This window comes from Vibrio sp. FF266 (genome assembly GCF_041439695.1).
GTDB lineage: Bacteria > Pseudomonadota > Gammaproteobacteria > Enterobacterales > Vibrionaceae > Vibrio > Vibrio tasmaniensis_A.
Genome location: NZ_JBGOOO010000092.1, coordinates 1 through 2,676, shown reverse-complemented (window position 1 = coordinate 2,676; position 2,676 = coordinate 1). Strand labels below are relative to the sequence as shown.

3 protein-coding genes are annotated in these 2,676 nt (G+C 37.4%); all 3 read right to left on the bottom strand.

Annotated elements, in window-relative coordinates; all coding sequences use genetic code 11:
• Positions 1 to 23: 23 nt before the first annotated feature.
• The 3 genes from ACED59_RS24265 to ACED59_RS24255 all read right to left on the bottom strand — a co-directional run bounded on the left by ACED59_RS24265 (position 24) and on the right by ACED59_RS24255 (position 2,514).
• The gene (locus ACED59_RS24265; protein ID WP_371705193.1) at positions 24 to 1,283 is read right to left on the bottom strand and encodes an MATE family Na+-driven efflux transporter; all 1,260 of its coding nucleotides are present in this window, start codon (positions 1,281 to 1,283) and stop codon (positions 24 to 26) included.
• Between the two features lie 165 nt (positions 1,284 to 1,448).
• Entirely contained in the window at positions 1,449 to 1,838 is a 390-nt protein-coding gene (locus ACED59_RS24260) for a hypothetical protein (protein WP_017098738.1), read from the bottom strand.
• Positions 1,839 to 1,932: 94 nt separating this feature from the next.
• Complete coding sequence (locus ACED59_RS24255) at positions 1,933 to 2,514, bottom strand: hypothetical protein (RefSeq protein ID WP_048659487.1); 582 nt, start codon at positions 2,512 to 2,514, stop codon at positions 1,933 to 1,935.
• Between the last annotated feature and the right edge of the window lie 162 nt (positions 2,515 to 2,676).

Sequence of the window (2,676 nt, the reverse complement as noted above, 5' to 3'; positions counted from 1 at the left end):
GTTAGTGATTGTACTCACTTAACTCAGTGTCCAAAACTTCTGGTGCGGATCACTATACCCAAGCCGAACATCAATCCGATAGTTTGAAGTGTAGGAACAAATATGCCGGTTTGATAACACACAAAAGCACCACCATAAAACACACTATTAACCGCCAAAGATTGATAGAGCATGAGGTCTGTTCGACCAATACCATAGAAGTAACTGTCTATGACATTGTTGAAGCTAAACACAACATAAAATCCGACTAACAACCATACTAAATCGATAATTGGACCAGAGTTCTTAACCCCCATTACACTTGATATAAAGCCATCCCACATCGGTATTGTGATAGCCCAAGCGACAATGACCCCCACAGTTAGCCAAAAGTAACCATTGATTCGTTCAATCGATAGTCCTTTGTTGGTTGCAGCGTCTTGTTTCACTAACTGACCTAAAGCTAATACAGGAAGTAACAACCATCCCCAAATAAATTGATTCGCAACCCAGAACGTTCCGGCTTGTTGTACTTGGTTCACTAATTGCAAAATCATTACAATAAAAGCGGCATTACGAACAAATGACTCTAGGCCTGACTTCCATCCAATGACTACCCACTCCTTTAGCCATATATTTTGATTTCGATTACTTTGCCCAAACTTAAGAGATACACCTAATCTTATAAGATAGATAATAGCGACTGCGGCAAGTATTGAATTGACAATAATATTGCTAAAAGCGATACCATGAACGCCCAATTCAAAGGAAATTGGTAACTGGCTAACAAGTAAAGCGTCACACAAAATCGTTAGTATCATTTGTACGACTAACAACTTGTACAGAGTCTTCTTCTGATTTTTCAACACTAAAACTAACGATAAAAAGGCGTAAACACTAGAAAGTAATATAGCTAATGATTCCAATCGGATATATTGTATCGTCGTAGTGAACAATTCTTTTTGTTGTTGCATTGCAGTAACAAAGATTGGCGTAAACCATAGGACAACAGCAGTGACTAAAAGGTAACTGAATACTATAATTTTTAGTCCTAGACTAACCCTCTCTTGAAATTTTCTATCATCACTTACGACCTTACCAAAGATAAATGCTAACGGAATGAATAACGCTTCATGGAGTACTTCATAACCAACATTTAGCCAAGCTACTTGCGCCGCGATACTATATGCCCAAGGGCTTGCGATGCTTCCTAAAAAATAAATTCTAGTTGTCGCATAAATTAAGGGAATAAAACTCGTAAGCATCAACACCAACCAGAGTTGATAATTAATTTTCTTGTTCACACCCACACCCTAGAAGATCTTTTCAGCTTTCTGACAAAAACATAACTGCGCGTCAAGCATTGAGCAACACAGTCTCGAAGCTTTAACAAGCCGTTTCAAACAATAAACGCAACGCATCGCTAAAATGCCATACGTTGCGAATCAATCTTGATTTTTTATACGAATTTAACAGTTGACGTACTTGATTGGATTCGAGTTACCTTTCGAGAAGTAACCCGACACTGATTGACCAAGGTACTTGTCTCGCACTTCATCACTAGCAACTTCGCCAACAAATTCCCAACGGCCATGTTTTTTACTCTCTTTCAATGAACGAGTTTGGTAAGGAGTACTTCCAGCAGGAAGCCAATTATGCACCTTATATACTTCTTTAATCTCGCCTTTATACACACTGACGGCAATTTCTAATTTTTCTCGTCGCGGCCCAATAACCCATATACCACGAGTAGCTTCATACAACGCTTCTGATGTCATTGATTCTTCAAACAAACGGTTAATTCGAATTAAAACTGCATTTTCTGTGATTTCTAACATGTTTCCCTCGATCTTCTGCATTCGTATAACGCCTGCATAACACATTTACTACCATGCAGATTAAGCTCAAAGAAACCTGCAATGCCGAACGTAGCAAATCGTGTTGATGCATTTGTTATGTTCGTTGTTCTTCGAAAGTACGATATTTTTGTTCTTGTAATGTCGATAAATAAAGTGCTTTTTGATAAATAGCATTTATTGCATTATGCATTCGGTCGTGTACGGAATCACTATCTGGACCAAATTCGATAAAAGGTTCCGATACTTTTAAAAAATCTTCTATTTTATGCAAGAGACCCGTTTGATCGAGGCGATGAGCTAAAAAGTTCCTAATGCTATTTAATTTTATAAAGCAATCCCATAAAGCTATTGTATCTAAACAGCTTGGGTCAGCATACGCTTTACCTGCGCTAATCAAACTATGAGTATCTTTGAATACATCTTTCAACACTTTTTGATTAGGAAAGTGGTTATAGACGTATGAACGAATTTGTTGCTCTATCAACAAATGTCCCTTTAAAACGAGTAATGTTAAATCACCATTTGAAGGCAATTGATCATAAAATTTTTCAAGATTTTCAAAATACTCCTCAGTGTAAGTTAATAACAGATAGCTAAAGTTTTTAATCTTGGCTGTATCCCCTAAAACTTTGTATTTTTCCAGTTCTTCAGCCCAGTAACTTCGAGAATTATTCATAGGAACTCCTAGAACATAACGCCAAGCGTTAAGAATCATTGACGCCATAGTCGTTTGTTAGCACTATGTACAAACCAATAGCTCCCTAATCAAAAAAACTATGGAGGTTTGATCTGCTCCAGTAAGACTGGACACCGCATTAAGCGACATATTGTTTTTCAA